Genomic DNA, 16,423 nt, shown 5'->3' with positions numbered 1-16,423 from the left:
CTCGCTTAACCGGCTGTAACCGGTGCGGGGGGCTTGGCCACCGAACACAGGCGAATGGAGTCGGCGAGAATCTCGATGGCTTTCGGCCGCGGGAAGCTGGCGCGCCAGGCGATGGCCACAGTGCGGAAGGGCACCGGCGGCGACAGCGGGCGGACTTCGATCACGCCCGGAGCGTAGTGATGGCTATCGACCGCCGACAACGGCAGGATCGAGATGCCGAGGCCGGACGCAACCATGTGCCGAATGGTTTCCAGCGAACTGGATTCGACCGTGGTGTGCTTGGCGCCGTCGTTGCCCTTGGTCAGGGTCGGACAGGCTTCCAGCACTTGATCGCGGAAGCAGTGACCTTCGCCGAGCAGCAACAGGCTCTTGTCGTTGAGCAGACCAGCGTCGATGGATTCTTTCTTGGTCCACGGGTGCTGCGCCGGCATCAGTACATAGAACGGCTCATCGTACAGCGGCAGGGTCAGTACATCGGCTTCGTTGAACGGCAGTGCGATGATGATCGCGTCGAGCTCGCCGTTGCGCAGTTTGTCGCGCAGCACGTGGGTAAAATTTTCTTCGATGTACAACGGCATCTGCGGGGCGACCCGGTGCAGTTGTGGAATCAGATGCGGGAACAGGTATGGGCCGACAGTGTAGATCGCGCCGACTTTCAGTGGGGCGGTGAGCTGGTTCTTGCCGGCCTGGGCCAGTTCGCGAATGCCTTGGGCCTGTTCCAGAACCTTTTGCGCCTGGGCAACGATTCCTTCGCCGACCGGGGTCAGGCGCACGGCGCTTTTGCTGCGCTCGAAAATCAGCACACCGAGTTCGTCTTCAAGTTTCTTCACGCCCACCGACAGCGTCGGCTGACTGACGTGGCAACGTTCGGCGGCATGGCCAAAATGCTGCTCTTGGGCGAGGGTAACGATGTAGCGTAATTCTGTGAGGGTCATAGCAAGCGTCCATGAAGATGCGGGCCAAGCATACCGGCTGCAATCGATAGACGCACGTTATCAGACTGAGGGCGGAGTGCGACACCGGTCGAGCTCGGTTTGCCGCTGGCAGATACGCAAAAGGCACCTTTCGGTGCCCTTTTGGCTTGGTTCTCTCGGCTGGCGAAGAACCTTGTGGGAGCTGGCTTGCCAGCGATAGCGGTGGGTCAGCCAATAAATCCTTCTCTGACACACCGCTATCGCTGGCAAGCCAGCTCCCACAGGTATTGCGGTGTTGCTTAACGGCGACGGTCCAGCGAGTAAACAAACGGCGCAACAATTTCGATGGAGCCGTTGTTGAGCATCTCGGCCGGTGGCTTGGGCAGCGGTTGGGCGCGGCGGATCATTTCCAGGGTAGCCCGGTCCAGATCGGCGTTGCCGGAGCGGCCCACCAGTTCGAACGACAGCACATTACCTTCGCCATCGACTACGAACCGCAGACGATTCAGGCCTTCCTTGCCCCTCTGCCGCGCGCTGTCCGGGTACTTCTTGTACTTCGCCAAGTGCGCCAGCAGGGAGCCTTGCCAACTGGCTTTCGCGGCAACCGTCGCAGGCGACGGGCCCGGCGCAGGCTGAGCGGATTTCTCCGTGGGTGCCTGCGTCGGTTGCGTGTCGGCGGGTTTTTCCTCCGAAGGTTTTTCCTTCGGCGGATCAGGCAGCTTCTTCTCGACCGGCTTCGGCGGTTTAGGCTTTGGCTTCGGCTTGGGTTTCGGCACCGCGATTTCCGCTTTCGGTGCTTCGGCCAGTTTCGGGATCGGCAGCTCTTCAACCGGAGCCGGTGGCTGCGGCGGTGTGACGACTTTCGGCGGTGCCGGCGGTGGCGGGGCAGGCAGCGGAGCCAACTCGACCATCATTGCCTGTGGCGGCAATTCGATGGGCGGGCGGGCGGTCCAGTTCAGCGCCAGCGCGATGGCCAGCGCATGCACGCCCAGCACAACGGCCAGGCTACCGCTGTAACGCGTCAGCTTATGGCGCGTCGTGATCATTTCTTGGCTGCCGTCTCAAGACCCACCAGACCGACCTTCAGGTAACCGGCGGCGCGCAGGTTATCCATCACGCTCATCAGGTCTCCGTAATCCACGCCTTTATCGGCCTGGAAGAAGATCGTGGTGTCTTTCTTGCCCTGAGTCTTGGCATCGAGGAAAGCGCCGAGGGTTTCCGGCTTCACTTCGTCTTCGCCGATGAACAGGCGCTGGTCAGCCTTGACGCTGAGAAACACCGGTTTCTCTGGCCGTGGCGCCGGTTTGGCGGTCGAGGCCGGCAGATCGACTTTGATGTCCACAGTTGCCAACGGCGCAGCCACCATGAAGATGATCAACAGCACCAGCATCACGTCGATGAACGGCGTAACGTTGATTTCGTGGTTCTCGGCCAGATCGTCGTCTGCGCCTTCTTTCAAATGCAGGCCCATGGCCGATTACCCCACTTTAACCATGTGCGGCTGCGAGCTGCGCTCAGGCTGGTGGTCGAGATCGCGGCTGACCAGCAGCAGGACTTCTGCCGAGGCATCGGAAACCTGCGCCTTGTAGCCGGCGATGGAGCGGGCGAAAACGTTGTAGATCACCACGGCAGGAATCGCAGCCACCAGACCCAGTGCAGTGGCCAGCAGCGCTTCGGCGATACCTGGCGCTACGACGGCAAGGTTGGTGGTCTGGGTTTTGGCGATGCCGATGAACGAGTTCATGATCCCCCAGACGGTACCGAACAGGCCGACGAACGGCGCGGTGGAACCGATGGTGGCAAGCACGCCGGTGCCGCTGCTCATGTTGCGACCGCAGGCGGCGACGAGGCGCTCGAGACGGAAGCTGACGCGTTCCTTGATGCCTTCTTTCTCCCGGCTGTTGACCGACAGGCGCATCTCTTCCAGCGCATCGTGGACGAGCAGGTTGGCGAGGGTGCCTTCCTTACCCGCGGTAGCGCTGGCTTCTTTAAGAGTGGTGGCTTTTTTCAGCGCGGCGATCTCGCCACGCAGACGGCGCTTGGCGCCCATCAGCTCGAACCCTTTGGCGATCCAGATGGTCCAGGTAATGATCGAAGCGATGGCCAGACCGATCATCACGATTTTCACGATGATGTCGGCGTTCTGATACATGCCCCATGGCGACAGGTCGTGGGCCATGCCCAGGCTGTTGTCGGCTTCGAGGACTTCAGGTGCGTCGACAGGTTGCACGGCCTGCACCGGATCGGTAGCAGCCGGTGCAGCTGGCGCGGCGGCCGCTGAGCTTTGTTCGGTAGCGGCTGGCGTGGTCGGGGCCTGAGCGTCAGCGAATGCGGCGGTTGGCGCCAGCATCAGGCTGAACAACAAAGCCGCCACTGCGCTCCAGGCGCGAGGTCGATTGGTTGGCGAAGCGGGAGTTTGATTACGTGTCATGCTGGCCGGACCTGAGATAGAAAAACGTTGTTGCTCTTCCAGGCCTCGTGAGGCCGAGAACAAAAGTGGCGTGCATTATTGCAAGTAATTCTTGTTAACAAAAGTAATAGAGTAACTTTTTTTCCTTCATTGCTAGCCGTTCGTCCTGTGCCAGAGCTAGTCTTTACCTTTCCGATGGGAGTTTTCTGATGTCCGCGCCTTCTGTTTTGATAGCCGGTTGTGGCGATGTCGGCAGTCGTCTGGCCACGCAATTGCTGGCCGCCGGTTGGAGTGTTCACGGCCTGCGCCGGGACGTTGCCAAGCTACCGGAGGGTGTGATCGGCGTAGCCGGCGACCTGTTCAATGAGGAATGCCCGGCGACCTGGCCGGTGGGCGCTGTGGATTATCTGGTGTATTGCGCGGCCGCCACCGATCACGATGAAGAGGGATATCGAAAGGCTTATGTGCAGGGGTTGCAGAATGTCCTGAGCTGGTTGGGCGATTACGGCCAGGCACCCGAACGATTGATTTTCGTCTCCAGCAGCAGCGTCTACGGACAGCAGGACGGTGCCTGGGTTGATGAGACTTCCGAGACGGTTGCCGCTGGTTATTCGGGGCGCTTGATGCTCGAAGCGGAGCAGGTCGCGCTCAATAGCGGCATTCCCGCGAGCGTGCTGCGTCTGACCGGTATCTATGGCCCGGGCCGCGAATGGCTATTGACCCAGGTGCGTCGCGGTTATCGCGTCGCGGTCGAGCCGCCGCTGTATGGCAATCGGATCCATGCGGATGACGCGGCGGGGTTACTGGCGTTTCTTTTGGAACAAGACCGTCAGGGCGTGAAGCTGGAGCAGCTTTATATCGGGGTTGACGATGCGCCAGCGCCGTTGGCCGAAGTTGTAGGTTGGTTGCGCGATTACCTGGGTGTCACTGAATGGGCAGAAGATGCCAGCGTGCGTCGCACTGGCAGCAAACGCTGCAGCAATGCGCGGGCGAAAGCCTTGGGTTGGGTGCCGAAATATCCGAGTTATCGCGAAGGCTACGCGGCGATCCTTGAAGGTCGCTAAAAGCAAAAGATCGCGGCCTTCGGCAGCTCCTGCAGGAAAATGCATTCCAAAGCAGGAGCTGCCGAAGGTTGCGATCTTTTCATTGGGTTACTGTTTTTCCAGCAACCACTTGCGCTCACCTGCAGCGAACTGCGGCTGTTCATCCGCCAGCGCGGCATTCACCGCCTGCAAGATCTCCAGTTCTTTGCCCTTGCGTACAAAGATCCAGTTATTGCCTTGGCCGTTAAGTTGCAACCACATGCTGTCGTTGCCATTGCTCATGGAGGCGCAATCGCCCGCCAGACACAAGGCATAACGATCAACGCCCGGCAGACCGGTCACTTGGCCGTCGGCCTGGAACTGTACGGTGTTGCCTTCGCCCTGACCGCTGGCGATTTTCCAGTCGCCACCCAGATAGGCCGAATACAAGGCGCGTTCAAAGCTTGCACCAATCGGCGCGCCTTCCGGCACGGCAATCTGCGCACGGCTGAACAATTGTTCCGGTTCGTTCTCGCTGGCGGCTTGCTGCAATTGCGCGCCGTCGCGTTTCAGCTCACTGGCGGAGCTGCCATAGAAGTCGACTTTCCAGGCGCCGGACTGTTCGCCCAGCAACCGTCCCTCGACGTTCTCAAAACCGTTGGTGTAGCGGGCTTGGCTGGCTTTGGTATTGACGTCCCATTCCAGGTTCGGACCATAAGCCTGAAGGGCTTCGCGCAGTGGACCGCCCTTGGCGGCGGCATCGATCGCCACCTGGTTTATCCAGGTGCCGCTGATGTCACGGTCTGCAGGGTCGCTGGCGCAGCCGCCGAGAAAAATGGCGAGCAGCGAGAGTGCTAGCGCTTTGCGCATGGTGAAATCCTTTCAAAACCTTTTCTTGCAGCAGTCGGCGCGGCATTAGGGGCCGCGCCGTGCGCATCACTCGATGACCAGAATGGCATCCATTTCAACCTGCGAACCCTTTGGCAGGGCGGCTACGCCGATGGCGGCGCGGGCAGGGTAGGGCTGGTCGAAGTATTTGCCCATGATCTCGTTGACCTTGGCGAAGTGGCTCAGGTCGGTGAGGAAGATGTTCAGTTTGACGATGTCCTTGAACGAACCGCCCGCAGCTTCGGCTACGGCTTTAAGGTTCTCGAACACCTGGACGGTCTGAGCTTCGAAGCCTTCAACCAGCTCCATGGTTTTTGGGTCCAGAGGAATCTGACCCGACATGTAGACGGTGTTGCCAGCCTTGATCGCCTGGGAGTAAGTGCCGATGGCGGCCGGGGCCTTGTCGCTGGTGATAACAGTCTTGGTCATGTAGGACTCCTTGTAAGAGTGGGCTCAGGCACGCATGCGGGTGATGCGGATCACCCCGGTCAAGGCGCGCAGTTTCTTGATCACGCGGGCCAGGTGCACACGGTCGTGGACGCTGACCACCAACTGGACAACGCTGATGCGACCATCGCGTTCGTCCATGCTGATTTTCTCGATATTGCCGTCGGCTGCGTTGACGCTACTGGCCAGAAGGGCGATCAGGCCGCGCTGGTGCTCCAGCTCGACGCGCAGTTCGACATTGAATTCGCCGGTGACATCCTTGGCCCAGGAGAGCTGGATGCATTTTTCCGGGTTGTGGCGGATTTCGCTGATGTTGCGGCAGTTGTCCAGGTGCACGACCATGCCTTTGCCAGCCGACAGGTGACCGACAATCGGGTCGCCCGGAATCGGCGTGCAGCATTTGGCGTAGCTGAGAACCAGACCTTCGGTGCCGCGAATCGCCAGCGGGCCTTCCGGACTTGGCAGTTGTTCGCCTTCGCCGAGCAGACGGCGGGCGACTACATAGGCCATGCGATTGCCCAGGCCGATGTCTTCGAGCAAGTCTTCGATCAGTTCGAGACGGTATTCGGTGAGCATCGCTTTGACGCGTTCGGCCGGGATCTTCTCCAGCGAGCTGTCGAAGCCGTTGAGTACCTTGTTCAGCAGGCGTTCGCCTAGGCTGATGGACTCCGAGCGCCGCTGCAATTTCAGCGCATGGCGGATGTGCGTGCGCGCCTTGCCGGTGACCACGAAGTTGAGCCACGCCGGATTCGGCCGTGCGCCGGGAGCGCTGACGATCTCGACCGTGGAACCGCTTTGCAGCGGTTCGGACAGCGGTGCGAGACGACGGTTGATCCGGCAGGCGATGCAGCTGTTGCCGACGTCGGTGTGCACGGCGTAGGCAAAGTCGACCGCCGTGGAGCCTTTCGGCAGCTCCATGATCCGGCCTTTGGGCGTGAATACGTAGACCTCGTCCGGGAACAGGTCGATCTTCACGCTTTCAATGAATTCCAGCGAGTTGCCGGCGCGTTGCTGCATTTCCAGTACGCCCTTGACCCACTGGCGGGCGCGAGCGTGAGTGCCTTTCGGCTGTTCGTCGCCGCTGGATTTGTACAGCCAATGGGCGGCGATGCCGTTGTTGGCCATCTCTTCCATTTCGCGGGTGCGGATCTGGATCTCGATCGGTACCCCGTGCATGCCGAACAGCGTGGTGTGCAGCGACTGATAGCCGTTGGCCTTGGGAATGGCAATGTAATCCTTGAAGCGCCCCGGCAACGGCTTGTACAAATTATGCACAGCACCCAGCACGCGGTAACAGGTATCGACCTTGTCGACGATGATCCGGAATGCGTAAACATCCATGATCTCGTTAAAGGCCCGACGCTTGCCGCGCATTTTCTTGTAGATGCCGTAAAGATGTTTCTGGCGACCGCTGACTTCGCCCTGAATGCCGTCGATGGCGAGGCAATGGCCAAGGGATTCTTCGATCTTGTTGACGATTTCCTTGCGGTTGCCCCGGGCGCGTTTGACTGCCTGGTAGATCCGCGCGGAACGCATCGGGTGCATGGCCTTGAAACCGAGGTCTTCGAACTCGATGCGGATCGCATGCATGCCCAGCCGGTTGGCAATGGGCGCGTAGATTTCGAGGGTTTCCTTGGCGATGCGCCGGCGTTTTTCGCCGGACAGCACTTCCAGCGTGCGCATGTTGTGCAGACGGTCGGCGAGTTTGACCAGGATCACGCGAATGTCGCGCGCCATGGCCATGGCCATTTTCTGGAAGTTTTCGGCTTGTGCTTCGGCCTTGGTCTCGAAGTTCATCTGGGTCAGTTTGCTGACCCCGTCGACCAGTTCGGCCACGGTCTCGCCGAACTGCGCTTGCAGCGCTTCCTTGGCGATACCGGTGTCTTCGATCACGTCATGCAGCATCGCGGCCATCAGGCTCTGATGATCCATGTGCATGTCGGCAAGGATATTGGCCACGGCAAGAGGATGCGTGACGTACGCCTCGCCGCTACGACGGCGTTGACCGTCATGGGCTTGTTCGGCGTAGAAATACGCTCGGCGGACCAGGTTGACCTGGTCGTTGCCGAGGTAGGTCGATAAGCGATCGGCGAGGGCGTCTATGCTCGGCATGATGACTCCTGCCGCAAGCTGGGTTCCCGCGCCGTGCTACGTCGACCAGGCATAGGCTTAGACGGCCTCGTTGGACTCGTCCTCGAACGCAGCGAAGACTGGATCTTCGTGGACGATTTCCTGCTCAGCGATGAACTCGTAGCTCATCAGGCCTTCAGCGATTTCACGCAGGGCGACTACGGTCGGTTTGTCGTTTTCCCACTGGACCAGTGGCTCTTTGCCGCCGGTGGCCAGTTGACGGGCACGCTTGGTAGAGAGCATGACCAGCTCAAAGCGGTTATCCACGTGTTCTAGGCAGTCTTCAACGGTTACGCGGGCCATGGTATTCCTCGGAGCGAATGCAAGATGCGCGCTGCCCGGTTGGGCGAGCGGACTCAACAGTTTAAAAAATCACCAGCGATTAGGGAAGCGCTGATTTTTTAACCAAGCCCTTCAACGCGCTGCAAGCACCAATGTAAAGCGCTTGCAGGCATTTTGGGAAGTACTGATTAACCGAGCAGTTCAGCCAGCAATTTGCCGTGAAGCTGCTGCTGACGCTTCTGGATCAGCTGATTGGCGCGAAAAATCGCCTTCAGATCGTCCAGTGCGTGGGCGAAATCGTCATTGATGATCAGGTAGTCATAGTCGACGTAATGGCTCATCTCGCTGACGGCTTCACGCATGCGCCCGTCAATGATCTCGTCGCTGTCCTGGCCGCGATTGGTCAGGCGCTGGTGCAGCGCTTGCAGCGAAGGCGGAAGAATGAAAATCGAACGCGCCTGCGGCATAAGCTTGCGCACCTGTTCCGCGCCTTGCCAGTCGATTTCCAGGATCAGGTCGTGGCCGGCGTCGAGGGTTTGCTGCAGGTGGCTTTGCGAGGTGCCATAGAGATTGCCGAAGACTTCGGCGCGCTCCAGAAAATCACCGTGTTCGCCCATCTTCACGAACGCTTCGCGTGAGACGAAGTGATAGTTCACGCCGTCCACTTCCCCCGGACGCATGGCCCGGGTGGTGTGCGAAACCGAAACGCGGATCTCCGGCCTGGCGTCGGTCAGTGCCTTGACCAGGCTGCTCTTGCCCGCGCCCGAAGGGGCGGAAATGATGTACAGGGTGCCAGTGCTGTGGGTCATGTCGGGGTTGCCTTACTCAATATTCTGCACTTGTTCGCGCATCTGCTCGATCAACACCTTGAGGTTGACGGCGGCTTGGGTGCTGCGCGGATCGAAGGCTTTGGAGCCCAGTGTGTTGGCTTCGCGGTTGAGTTCCTGCATCAGGAAGTCGAGGCGGCGACCGGCCGCGCCGCCGGATTTGAGCACCCGGCGCACTTCGATGATGTGGGTGCTCAGGCGATCCAGTTCTTCGGCCACATCGCTCTTTTGCGCGAGGATGACCATTTCCTGTTCCAGGCGCTGTGGGTCCAGCTCGGCTTTCATGTCGGTGAAGCGGTCGAGGATTTTCTGGCGCTGGGTGGCGAGCATTTGCGGCACCAGTTCACGCAGGGTCACGACGTCTTCTTCGATGGATGTCAGGCGCTCGTTGATCAACCGGGCCAGTTCCGCGCCTTCGCGCTCACGACCGGCTTTCAACTCCTTGAGGCCTAGGTTGAACAGCGCCAGTGCTTCGGCGTTCAACGCCTGCGGGTCACTCGCATCGCCAACCAGCACGCCGGGCCAGGCCAGCACTTCCAGCGGATTCAGCGCCGCAGGGTTTTTGATCAGGCCGGCAACGGTCTCAGCGGCGGCGACCAGCTGTGCTGCGCGCTCGCGATCGATTTGCAGCGTCTTGCCAGTGCTTTCTTCAGTGAATCGCAGGGTGCATTCCAGTTTGCCCCGCGACAGTCCCTGGCGCAGCGCTTCACGCACGGCGCCTTCGAGGTCGCGAAAGGATTCCGGCAGGCGCAGGTGCGGCTCCAGATAGCGGCTGTTGACCGAGCGCAGTTCCCAGCTCAGGGTGCCCTGGACGCCGGCTTTTTCGACGCGGGCGAAAGCGGTCATGCTGTGCACCATGGCGGTGACCTCGCAATGCAGATCGGCGCGAAACGGCAGTCTCGCGGGCTCGATATCAGTGAATTTAAGCCGACTGGCAGCAAAGGCGCAGGATTGTAGCGCAGTGCGGCGAATGCGCCCAAACACACGGTGTGACAAAGCGCTGCAGCCCGTCGGTTATGGGCGGTTCAGCGCCTTCGGTCGTCGGGCGGCAGTTTTAACCAGTGCCCACTCGCGGTGCAGCGCTCTATAATGCTCGGCAGTTTTCCGTCCTCAGTACAGGGTATCCCTATGAAACGTCCAAGTGGTCGCGTTGCCGATCAGCTCCGCTCGATCCGCATCACCCGCAACTACACCAAACACGCCGAGGGATCCGTACTGGTCGAATTCGGTGATACCAAAGTCATCTGCACCGTCAGCGTCGAAAACGGTGTGCCGCGCTTCCTGAAAGGCCAGGGCCAGGGTTGGTTGACGGCCGAATACGGCATGCTGCCGCGCGCCACCGGCGAGCGTAACCAGCGTGAGGCGAGCCGTGGCAAGCAGGGCGGCCGTACTCTTGAGATTCAGCGTCTGATCGGCCGTTCGCTGCGCGCCGCGCTCGACATGTCCAAGCTGGGCGACGTGACGCTGTATGTCGACTGCGACGTGATCCAGGCAGACGGCGGCACCCGCACCGCTTCCATCACCGGCGCCATGGTTGCACTGGTCGACGCGTTGAAAGTGATCAAGAAGCGCGGCGGCCTTAAAGGCGGCGACCCGCTCAAGCAAATGATCGGCGCGGTGTCGGTCGGCATGTATCAGGGCGAGCCGGTGCTGGATCTGGACTATCTTGAAGACTCCGCAGCCGAGACCGACCTCAACGTCGTGATGACCAGTAGCGGTGGTTTCATCGAAGTGCAGGGCACCGCCGAAGGCGCGCCGTTCCAGCCGGAAGAGCTGAATGCCATGCTCGAACTGGCGAAAAAAGGCATGAACGAAATCTTCGCACTGCAAAAGGCTGCATTGGCCGACTGAAGTTCTTGACCACAAGGAGGATGTGATGAGTGACGAGCAAGAGTTGCTGCCCAAACCGAGCCAGGAGGTTCGTCAGTGGGCAATGTTTTGTCACTTGTCCGCGTTGCTGGGGATCTGGATTCCGTTCGGCAATCTGATCGGGCCGCTTATTCTGTGGCAGATGAAGCGTGAGAAAGATCCGTTCATCGATGCTCAAGGCAAAGAAGCACTGAATTTTCAGATCACCGTCGCGATTGCCTCGATGATTTGCTTCCTGCTCATGCTGCTGATTATCGGTTTCTTCCTGTTCGGCTTGCTGGCTATCGCCGCGTTGGTGCTGACGATCATTGGCGGTGTGAAGGCTAACGAAGGTTTTCCGTATCGTTATCCGTTTACCTGGCGATTGATCAAATAACGACCAATTGCATATTCCCCTGTAGGAATGAGCGCCCACAAAAAAACCGACATCGCTGTCGGTTTTTTTGTATCTGCAACATGGACGCTTAGATCGTCAGCGTCCAGTCGTAGTCAACGATCAGCGGCGCGTGCTGCGAGAACCTTGGCTGACGTGGCAGGCGTGCACTGCGCACGAAGCGCCGCAGGCCTGGGGTCAGGATCTGGTAATCGAAGCGCCAGCCCAGATTGAGCATCTCGGCCTGTTCGTTGTCCGGCCACCAGCTGTACTGATCGCCTTCGCGGCTGACTTCACGCAACGCATCGACATAGCCCATGTTGCCGACAATCTCGTCCATCCAGGCGCGTTCCGGCGCCAGGAAACCTGGAGATTGCTGGCTGTCGCGCCAGTTCTTGATGTCGAGCTTCTGCTGCGCTACGTAAAGCGAGCCACAATAAATGTACTCGCGACGTTTCCGCCGCTGTTTGTCCAGGTACTTGCCGAAATCGTCCATGAGCTTGAACTTCTGGTTCAAGTCCTCATCGCCGTTCATCCCCGAAGGAAGCAGCAAGGTGGCAATACTGACTTTGTCGAAATCTGCTTGCAGGTAGCGCCCGTAGCGGTCGGCCGTCTCGAAACCGAGACCGCTGATGACAGCCTTCGGTTGCAACCGCGAATACAAAGCCACGCCACCTTGGGCGGGGACTTCAGCATCGCAGGCATAAAGGAAGTAGCCATCCAGTTGGAAGGCTGGGTCATCCAGTTCAAAGGCGGAGGCACGGGTGTCCTGCAGGCAGATGACGTCGGCATTCTGTGCTTGCAGCCAACTGAGCAAACCACGCTCGACTGCAGCCTGAATACCATTGACGTTCACACTGATGATCCGCATAAATGGCCCCAAAAATCGCGTGCGTGTATGATACACGGCGTCAAGCTAATTAGCTAAATCCGTGGTATTTGGGGTTTTTTTCATGCAAGCGTATCAGCGCGATTTCATTCGTTTTGCCATCGATCGCGGCGTTTTGCGCTTCGGTGAGTTCACCCTGAAGTCCGGGCGCACCAGTCCCTACTTCTTCAACGCCGGCCTGTTCAATTCGGGCTCGGCCCTGGCGCAGCTGGGGCGTTTCTACGCGGCAGCCATCGCCGAAAGCGGCATTCCCTTCGACGTTCTGTTTGGCCCGGCTTACAAAGGTATTCCGTTGGCAGCGACCACCGCGGTCGCGCTGGCCGAGCATCACGACCGTGACCTGCCATGGTGCTTCAATCGCAAGGAAGCCAAGGCTCACGGCGAAGGCGGCAGCCTGGTCGGCGCGCCGTTGACTGGCGATGTGCTGATCATCGACGACGTGATCACCGCTGGTACCGCGATTCGTGAAGTAATGCAGATCATTGCCTCGCAGGATGGCGCCAAGGCCGCCGGTGTGCTGATCGCGCTGAACCGTCAGGAACGTGGCAATGGCGAGTTGTCGGCGATTCAGGAAGTGGAGCGTGACTTTGGTATCCCGGTAATCAGCATCGTTTCGCTGAACCAGGTGCTGGAATTTCTCGCCGACGATCCGCAGCTCAAGCAACATCTGCCAGCCGTCGAAGCCTACCGCGCACAGTTCGGCGTCTGATCCCCCTTTCTGTAGGAGCTGCCGAAGGCTGCGATCTCTTGATTTTTGCCGTCGAAAGATCAAAAGATCGCAGCCTGCGGCAGCTCCTACAGGGGGGCAGGCAAAAAAGACCCCGCTCGGTTCGGCTGAGCGGGGTCTTTTTGTCTTCGGCTAGTTGGCAGACTGCGCGGGGTACGGATCTGCCGTCGCATCGCCCTGACCGCTCAAGATATTCCAGCCATTGAGCACGTGAGTGCCGGGTTGGTAGTCCGGGCAGGGTGGAAGCGAGCTTTTCGACTGATTGGAGTACGCGCGGCCACAGTCGGCACACTCGTAGGTGCCTGCCGAAACGTCGCTGCCGTAAGGTACGCTGTCTTTTTGCATGGGAAGATCTCCGGTGGATAAGTGGAAGATCCTAAGGGGATTTGTTCTGATGCGATGTCGGACGTTTCGCTGTGTTGCGTAAGGCGATTCTCGCGCGCATAAAAAAGATCGCAGCCTGCGGCAGCTCCTACAGGGATTTCTCAATGTGCGAAATCCCTGTAGGAGCTGCCGAAGGCTGCGATCTTTTGCTTCAGCGATTAGCGATCAAGGACGCTTGCGATTGCTGATCAGCGTGCCCACACCGGTGTCGGTGAAGATTTCCAGCAGAATCGCGTTCGGTACACGGCCGTCGATGATCAACGAACTGCCCACGCCGCCCTGAACCGCTTCCAATGCACAACGAATCTTCGGCAGCATACCGCCGTAGATCGTGCCGTCAGCGATCAGGTCGTCGACCTGCTGTGTGCTCAGGCCGGTCAGCACGGTGCCCGATTTATCCATCAGGCCGGCGATGTTGGTCAGCAGCATCAGCTTCTCGGCTTTCAACGCTTCGGCAACTTTACCGGCCACCAGGTCAGCGTTGATGTTGTACGACTCGCCGTTCTCACCGACGCCGATAGGCGCAATCACCGGGATGAAGTTGCCTTTGACCAGCAGGTTCAGCAGTTCGGTGTTGATGCCAACCACCTCGCCGACGTGGCCGATGTCGATGATTTCCGGCTGGGTCATTTCCGGGGTCTGGCGGGAAACGGTGAGTTTCTTCGCACGAATCAGCCCGGCGTCTTTACCGGTCAGGCCGATGGCGCTGCCGCCGTGGCGGTTGATCAGGTTGACGATGCTCTTGTTGACCTGCCCGCCAAGTACCATTTCAACGACATCCATGGTCGCCGCGTCGGTGACGCGCATGCCGTCGACGAAATGGCTTTCGATCGACAGGCGCTTGAGCAGATCACCGATCTGCGGGCCGCCACCGTGTACGACCACCGGGTTGATGCCCACGGCTTTCATCAGCACGATGTCGCGGGCGAAGCCGGTTTTCAGCTCCTCGCTTTCCATCGCGTTGCCGCCGTATTTGATCACCAGGGTCTTGCCGACGTAGCGTCGGATATAAGGCAGCGCTTCGGACAGGACCTTGGCAGTGTTGGCGGCGGCTTCGCGTTCGAGGGTCATTCAGGGCTCCGGGTGGATCAGAACGGTAGTTGGAGATCAGGTGCAACGCGTTTCAGTTGGGCGTGGAATACGTCCTTGATGCGCTGCAATTCAGCCTCGTCATCGGCCTCGAAACGCAGCACCAGCACCGGTGTGGTGTTGGACGCGCGCACCAGGCCCCAGCCTTTGGCGTAATCGACCCGCACGCCGTCGATGGTGGTCAGGTCGGCGCCTTCGCCCCACTGAGCATCGTGCAGTGCATCAATGATGCTGAATTTGCTCTCTTCGGTCACATGGATATTGATTTCCGGCGTGGAAATATCATTCGGGAAGGTGGCAAACAGCTCTTCCGCGGTGGATTTTTCCTTGCTCAGGATCTCCAGCAGACGTGCGGCGCTGTAGATGCCGTCATCGAAACCGAACCAGCGTTCCTTGAAGAAGATGTGCCCGCTCATTTCACCGGCCAACAGCGCGCCGGATTGTTTCATTTTCTTTTTGATCAACGAGTGACCGGTCTTCCACATTAGCGGCCGACCGCCGTATTCCTTGATCAGTGGCACCAGTCGGCGGGTGCATTTGACGTCGAAAATGATCTCCGCGTCCGGATTGCGCGCCACCACGTCGCGGGCGAACAGCATCAACAGGCGGTCCGGATAGACGATGGTGCCGGTGTTGGTCACCACGCCTACGCGGTCGCCGTCGCCGTCGAAGGCCAGGCCGATGTCGGCGTTGGTTTCCTTGACCTTGGCGATCAGGTCGACGAGGTTCTCAGGCTTGCCCGGATCCGGGTGATGGTTCGGGAAGTTGCCGTCGACTTCACAGAACAGCGGGATGACTTCGCAGTTCAGCGCTTCGATCAGTTGCGGGGCGATTACCCCCGCCGCGCCGTTGCCGCAATCGACCACGACTTTCAGGCGGCGCGCCAGTTTCACGTCCTCAACGATTTCGCGGTTGTAGCGGTCGAGAATCTCGACTTGGGTGACGCTGCCCTGGCCGCTGCTCAGATCGTTGTTCTTGATGCGCTCATGCAGCACCTGAATCTGTTCGTTGGCGAGAGTGTCGCCAGCGATCACAATCTTGAAGCCGTTGTAGTTCGACGGGTTGTGGCTACCGGTCAGCATCACCCCGGATTTGCCGGCCAGCACATTGGCGGCGTAGTACAGCGCTGGAGTCGGTACCAGACCGACATCGCTGACGTGGCAGCCACTTTCGGCGATACCGCGAATGAGCTCGGCGACCAGCTCCGGACCGGACAGGCGGCCGTCACGACCCACCGACACGTTCGGTTCACCCTGGGCCAGGCTTTGCGAGCCGATGGCGCGGCCGATCCAGTAAGCGGTTTCACCGTTGAGGTATTCCGGCACGGTGCCGCGAATGTCGTAGGCGCGGAAAATGCTGTCAGGCAGCGTCGGGGCAAGCTTGGCGGGGGTGTTCATCTGCGGAAATGCTCCATCTCGAAAGGGGCGGGACAGACCGACGAGTCGTTCGACGGCAGGCTCAAACTGAAGGGTATGACGGCGTTTTCCACAGAGAGTTCGTGCTATGAAAGGGCCATGATGCCTCGTCTGGCTGGGCTCGCGGCTAGCAAAACCTTGATTTTCGGCGCTTAACCGTTCAGATAAATCTGCACAAATTTCTCATGTAGGAGCTGCCGAAGGCTCGGGCCGCGATCGGACGATCTTTTGATTTTGCTTTTAAAAGATCAACATCAAAAGATCGCAGCCTGCGGCAGCTCCTACAGGGTGTGATTGGCTTATTTGCTGCCGGTGTGTCCGAAGCCGCCGGTGCCGCGCTCAGTCTCGACGAACTCGTCAACCATTTCGAAATGCGCCTGCACCACCGGCACCAGCACCAGCTGCGCCAAGCGCTCGCCGACGGTCATGGTGAAGTCGGTCTGGCCGCGGTTCCAGCACGACACCATCAGCGGGCCTTGATAATCGGAGTCAATCAGGCCGACCAGATTGCCCAGCACAATGCCGTGTTTGTGGCCCATGCCCGAGCGCGGCAGGATCAGTGCGGCGAGATTCGGATCGCCGATATAGACCGACAGGCCGGTGGGGATCAGCACGGTTTCACCCGGTTTGATCAGGATGTCGTGTTCCAGCATCGCGCGCAGGTCGAGGCCGGCGGAGCCCGGAGTGGCGTATTGCGGCAGCGGGAATTCGGTACCGATGCGTGGATCGAGGATCTTGGCTTGCAAAGCGTGCATGT

General features: G+C 59.6%; 18 protein-coding genes and 1 pseudogene. 4 read left to right on the top strand and 15 right to left on the bottom strand.

From position 1 onward, the window contains the following. Positions 1 to 5 precede the first annotated feature (5 nt). The 4 genes from EL257_RS26895 to exbB form a co-directional block, all read right to left on the bottom strand. Positions 6 to 935 carry a hydrogen peroxide-inducible genes activator gene (locus tag EL257_RS26895; RefSeq protein WP_126367706.1) on the bottom strand — a complete coding sequence of 310 codons (930 nt, stop codon included), beginning with the start codon at positions 933 to 935 and terminating at the stop codon, positions 6 to 8. 278 nt (positions 936 to 1,213) lie between these two features. Further along, positions 1,214 to 1,960 carry a TonB family protein gene (locus EL257_RS26885; protein WP_126367702.1) on the bottom strand — a complete coding sequence of 249 codons (747 nt, stop codon included), beginning with the start codon at positions 1,958 to 1,960 and terminating at the stop codon, positions 1,214 to 1,216. Then, positions 1,957 to 2,385: a TonB system transport protein ExbD gene (gene exbD / locus EL257_RS26880; RefSeq protein ID WP_126367700.1), complete on the bottom strand. Its 429-nt coding sequence runs from the start codon at positions 2,383 to 2,385 to the stop codon at positions 1,957 to 1,959. Before exbD ends, EL257_RS26885 begins: the two co-directional genes overlap by 4 nt. Before the next feature lie 6 nt (positions 2,386 to 2,391). Continuing rightward, positions 2,392 to 3,345 carry a tonB-system energizer ExbB gene (exbB, locus tag EL257_RS26875; protein ID WP_126367698.1) on the bottom strand — a complete coding sequence of 318 codons (954 nt, stop codon included), beginning with the start codon at positions 3,343 to 3,345 and terminating at the stop codon, positions 2,392 to 2,394. A 188-nt stretch (positions 3,346 to 3,533) separates the two neighbouring features. Between exbB and EL257_RS26870 the strand changes: the two genes are divergently transcribed. Then, positions 3,534 to 4,388, top strand: coding sequence for an SDR family oxidoreductase (locus EL257_RS26870; RefSeq protein ID WP_126367696.1), 855 nt, complete (start codon positions 3,534 to 3,536; stop codon positions 4,386 to 4,388). An 87-nt stretch (positions 4,389 to 4,475) separates the two neighbouring features. On the opposite strand, the gene EL257_RS26865 is transcribed toward EL257_RS26870, so the two are convergent. The 6 genes from EL257_RS26865 to EL257_RS26840 form a co-directional block, all read right to left on the bottom strand. Continuing rightward, positions 4,476 to 5,216: a hypothetical protein gene (locus EL257_RS26865; protein WP_126367694.1), complete on the bottom strand. Its 741-nt coding sequence runs from the start codon at positions 5,214 to 5,216 to the stop codon at positions 4,476 to 4,478. Positions 5,217 to 5,282: 66 nt separating this feature from the next. Beyond that, positions 5,283 to 5,663 carry a RidA family protein gene (locus tag EL257_RS26860; RefSeq protein WP_003229509.1) on the bottom strand — a complete coding sequence of 127 codons (381 nt, stop codon included), beginning with the start codon at positions 5,661 to 5,663 and terminating at the stop codon, positions 5,283 to 5,285. A gap of 24 nt (positions 5,664 to 5,687) precedes the next feature. Further along, positions 5,688 to 7,793 (bottom strand): bifunctional GTP diphosphokinase/guanosine-3',5'-bis pyrophosphate 3'-pyrophosphohydrolase, encoded by a 2,106-nt coding sequence (gene spoT / locus EL257_RS26855; protein WP_007920338.1) that lies wholly within the window; start codon positions 7,791 to 7,793, stop codon positions 5,688 to 5,690. A gap of 57 nt (positions 7,794 to 7,850) precedes the next feature. After that, entirely contained in the window at positions 7,851 to 8,114 is a 264-nt protein-coding gene (gene rpoZ / locus EL257_RS26850) for a DNA-directed RNA polymerase subunit omega (RefSeq protein ID WP_122594506.1), read from the bottom strand. Positions 8,115 to 8,281: 167 nt separating this feature from the next. Further along, the gene (gmk, locus tag EL257_RS26845) at positions 8,282 to 8,902 is read right to left on the bottom strand and encodes a guanylate kinase (protein WP_126367692.1); all 621 of its coding nucleotides are present in this window, start codon (positions 8,900 to 8,902) and stop codon (positions 8,282 to 8,284) included. A 12-nt stretch (positions 8,903 to 8,914) separates the two neighbouring features. Beyond that, positions 8,915 to 9,778, bottom strand: a complete 864-nt coding sequence (locus EL257_RS26840) for a YicC/YloC family endoribonuclease (RefSeq protein WP_126367690.1) — start codon at positions 9,776 to 9,778, stop codon at positions 8,915 to 8,917. Between the two features lie 270 nt (positions 9,779 to 10,048). Between EL257_RS26840 and rph the strand changes: the two genes are divergently transcribed. After that, positions 10,049 to 10,771 (top strand): ribonuclease PH, encoded by a 723-nt coding sequence (gene rph / locus EL257_RS26835; protein WP_126367688.1) that lies wholly within the window; start codon positions 10,049 to 10,051, stop codon positions 10,769 to 10,771. A 25-nt stretch (positions 10,772 to 10,796) separates the two neighbouring features. Further along, positions 10,797 to 11,165, top strand: a complete 369-nt coding sequence (locus tag EL257_RS26830; protein WP_126367686.1) for a DUF4870 domain-containing protein — start codon at positions 10,797 to 10,799, stop codon at positions 11,163 to 11,165. Between the two features lie 88 nt (positions 11,166 to 11,253). Here the strand turns inward: EL257_RS26830 and EL257_RS26825 are convergent, their stop codons facing one another. Continuing rightward, positions 11,254 to 12,033, bottom strand: a complete 780-nt coding sequence (locus tag EL257_RS26825; RefSeq protein ID WP_007920349.1) for an exodeoxyribonuclease III — start codon at positions 12,031 to 12,033, stop codon at positions 11,254 to 11,256. A gap of 82 nt (positions 12,034 to 12,115) precedes the next feature. On the opposite strand from EL257_RS26825, the gene pyrE reads away from it, so the two are divergent. Further along, complete coding sequence (gene pyrE, locus EL257_RS26820) at positions 12,116 to 12,760, top strand: orotate phosphoribosyltransferase (RefSeq protein ID WP_008078597.1); 645 nt, start codon at positions 12,116 to 12,118, stop codon at positions 12,758 to 12,760. A 150-nt stretch (positions 12,761 to 12,910) separates the two neighbouring features. Here pyrE and EL257_RS26815 read toward each other — a convergent pair whose 3' ends face one another. The 4 genes and pseudogenes from EL257_RS26815 to dut all read right to left on the bottom strand — a co-directional run bounded on the left by EL257_RS26815 (position 12,911) and on the right by dut (position 16,421). Next, positions 12,911 to 13,123 carry a hypothetical protein gene (locus tag EL257_RS26815; RefSeq protein ID WP_126367684.1) on the bottom strand — a complete coding sequence of 71 codons (213 nt, stop codon included), beginning with the start codon at positions 13,121 to 13,123 and terminating at the stop codon, positions 12,911 to 12,913. 204 nt (positions 13,124 to 13,327) lie between these two features. Next, complete coding sequence (gene argB, locus EL257_RS26810; RefSeq protein ID WP_016772548.1) at positions 13,328 to 14,233, bottom strand: acetylglutamate kinase; 906 nt, start codon at positions 14,231 to 14,233, stop codon at positions 13,328 to 13,330. 17 nt (positions 14,234 to 14,250) lie between these two features. Then, positions 14,251 to 15,627 (bottom strand): annotated as a pseudogene (locus EL257_RS26805) (phosphomannomutase/phosphoglucomutase); the annotation flags it as partial. Between the two features lie 338 nt (positions 15,628 to 15,965). After that, on the bottom strand, positions 15,966 to 16,421 hold the full coding sequence (gene dut, locus EL257_RS26800; RefSeq protein WP_126367680.1) for a dUTP diphosphatase: 456 nt from the start codon (positions 16,419 to 16,421) through the stop codon (positions 15,966 to 15,968). Positions 16,422 to 16,423 lie beyond the last annotated feature (2 nt).

The organism is Pseudomonas fluorescens (assembly GCF_900636825.1).
Taxonomy (GTDB): domain Bacteria; phylum Pseudomonadota; class Gammaproteobacteria; order Pseudomonadales; family Pseudomonadaceae; genus Aquipseudomonas; species Aquipseudomonas fluorescens_BG.
This window is presented reverse-complemented; position numbering and strand designations above follow the sequence as displayed.

Coding starts and splice junctions, on each gene's coding strand:
- gmk (WP_126367692.1), bottom strand. CDS start 8,902: ATGACCCACAGCACTGGCACCCTGTACATCATTTCCGCCCCTTCGGGC.
- EL257_RS26865 (WP_126367694.1), bottom strand. CDS start 5,216: ATGCGCAAAGCGCTAGCACTCTCGCTGCTCGCCATTTTTCTCGGCGGC.
- EL257_RS26825 (WP_007920349.1), bottom strand. CDS start 12,033: ATGCGGATCATCAGTGTGAACGTCAATGGTATTCAGGCTGCAGTCGAG.
- EL257_RS26870 (WP_126367696.1), top strand. CDS start 3,534: ATGTCCGCGCCTTCTGTTTTGATAGCCGGTTGTGGCGATGTCGGCAGT.
- rpoZ (WP_122594506.1), bottom strand. CDS start 8,114: ATGGCCCGCGTAACCGTTGAAGACTGCCTAGAACACGTGGATAACCGC.
- rph (WP_126367688.1), top strand. CDS start 10,049: ATGAAACGTCCAAGTGGTCGCGTTGCCGATCAGCTCCGCTCGATCCGC.
- EL257_RS26840 (WP_126367690.1), bottom strand. CDS start 9,778: ATGGTGCACAGCATGACCGCTTTCGCCCGCGTCGAAAAAGCCGGCGTC.
- EL257_RS26895 (WP_126367706.1), bottom strand. CDS start 935: ATGACCCTCACAGAATTACGCTACATCGTTACCCTCGCCCAAGAGCAG.
- pyrE (WP_008078597.1), top strand. CDS start 12,116: ATGCAAGCGTATCAGCGCGATTTCATTCGTTTTGCCATCGATCGCGGC.
- EL257_RS26860 (WP_003229509.1), bottom strand. CDS start 5,663: ATGACCAAGACTGTTATCACCAGCGACAAGGCCCCGGCCGCCATCGGC.
- dut (WP_126367680.1), bottom strand. CDS start 16,421: ATGCACGCTTTGCAAGCCAAGATCCTCGATCCACGCATCGGTACCGAA.
- argB (WP_016772548.1), bottom strand. CDS start 14,233: ATGACCCTCGAACGCGAAGCCGCCGCCAACACTGCCAAGGTCCTGTCC.
- EL257_RS26885 (WP_126367702.1), bottom strand. CDS start 1,960: ATGATCACGACGCGCCATAAGCTGACGCGTTACAGCGGTAGCCTGGCC.
- EL257_RS26830 (WP_126367686.1), top strand. CDS start 10,797: ATGAGTGACGAGCAAGAGTTGCTGCCCAAACCGAGCCAGGAGGTTCGT.
- EL257_RS26815 (WP_126367684.1), bottom strand. CDS start 13,123: ATGCAAAAAGACAGCGTACCTTACGGCAGCGACGTTTCGGCAGGCACC.
- exbD (WP_126367700.1), bottom strand. CDS start 2,385: ATGGGCCTGCATTTGAAAGAAGGCGCAGACGACGATCTGGCCGAGAAC.
- exbB (WP_126367698.1), bottom strand. CDS start 3,345: ATGACACGTAATCAAACTCCCGCTTCGCCAACCAATCGACCTCGCGCC.
- spoT (WP_007920338.1), bottom strand. CDS start 7,793: ATGCCGAGCATAGACGCCCTCGCCGATCGCTTATCGACCTACCTCGGC.